At 37.8% G+C, this 1617-nt stretch carries 1 protein-coding gene and 1 pseudogene; both read left to right on the top strand.

Annotation, left to right across the window (positions count from 1 at the left end):
• The coding region (gene mreC, locus WBM70_RS00060) for a rod shape-determining protein MreC (protein WP_424556474.1) at nt 1–809 on the top strand (809 nt) is incomplete at its 5' end.
• Nucleotides 810–891: 82 nt separating this feature from the next.
• A pseudogene (gene carB, locus WBM70_RS00055) lies at nt 892–1617 on the top strand (carbamoyl-phosphate synthase large subunit); the annotation flags it as partial.

Raw genomic sequence — 1617 nt, 5'->3', positions numbered from 1 at the left:
ATATAGAGCAAGTAAAGAATATTTATGAAGTACTTCCTGACTTGAGTCATTTGCCTGTAGATAACATCTCCATCACTGAGACGATATCTTATGTAAAACTTAACAGTTTTTCTCAGATCATACTCACTAAACCCAAAGGACTTGAGAAAGATAAACTCTATGGCCTGATCCAAGGAAATGTGGTTGGAGGAACGGCTAGAGTAGAAAATAATCAACTCTATGGTTACCTCACTTCAGACAAAAAGTGCCGTTTTTCTGTTTTTATAGGGGAAACAAAGGCACCAGGTATTGCATTGGGTAGGGCCGAAAATGAAATGATCGTCAAGTTTATACCTAAATGGCATAAAATTCAAGTGGGTGATGCAGTCGTCACATCAGGCTTAGATGGTATCTTTTTCGCAGACCTTCCTGTCGGTCTAGTAACAAAAATAGAGGTACAGAGTGCCTATACCGTTGCCCATATTAAAACCTATAGTGATATTTTCCATCCAAAAACCTTTTTCCTCATCAATGATGCAAAAGCAACACTGGTGGAAGATTTTGACTCAAATGGCACAAAGGTAGCAAAAAGATACAGTATTCCAAATATTCATACAGAACAAAATCGTACCATAGAACAGAACCTGACGATTGAAACGCTACAGGATGTGAATGTGAGTACACCTGTTGTTTCCAGTATTCCAAGCCGTATCGATCAAACGCAAGAAGATATCATTGAACCTACTGCACCTGTTGAAATAGCAGAACCTCCAAAGAAAGTGAAGAAAGTCAAGTCTAAATTTGACTCGACAAGTTTAGACCTATTCTAAAACCTTAAATTTGCCCTTTTTTAAGGGCTTTTTCTATCTAAATCATGTATAATATCAAACTAAAAATCAAGGGTATTTCTCCATGCCAAAACGCAATGACATCAAAACTATTTTACTTATCGGTTCTGGACCTATCGTTATCGGTCAAGCTTGTGAATTCGACTATTCTGGAACTCAGGCAGCTAAAACACTTAAAGAATTAGGCTATAGAGTTGTTCTTATCAACTCCAACCCTGCAACGATCATGACTGATCCTGAGTTTGCAGACCGTACCTATGTCGAACCGATTACCCCTGAAATAATTAATAGAATCATCAAAAAAGAAAATGTTGATGCCATCCTACCCACAATGGGTGGACAGACTGCACTCAACGTTGCTATGGATATGAACGAAGCAGGTATGCTTGAAGGTGTTAAATTCCTTGGAGCTAATCCTGAAGCTATTAAAAAAGGTGAAGATAGACAACTTTTTAATGATGCCATGATAAAAATTGGTATGGATCTACCTAAAAGTGCTAATGCCTACAGTGTTGATGAAGCGATAAAAGTTGCGAAGGAAATTGGATTCCCCGTAATTAGTAGAGCGTCATTTACTCTTGCAGGTGGTGGTTCAGGTGTAGCATACAATATGGAAGAGTTTAAAAAACTGGCAGAAGAAGGTATTGATGCAAGTCCGATCAATGAGATTGAGATCATGGAATCTATGCTTGGATGGAAAGAATATGAAATGGAAGTTATTAGAGACAATAAAGATAACTGTATTATCGTATGTTCTATTGAAAACTTTGACCCTATGGGTGTGCACACA

This window comes from Sulfurovum sp., assembly GCF_049668085.1.
Lineage (GTDB): Bacteria > Campylobacterota > Campylobacteria > Campylobacterales > Sulfurovaceae > Sulfurovum.
Note: the sequence above shows the minus strand (reverse complement) of the source record. Positions and strands in the feature narration are given on the sequence as shown.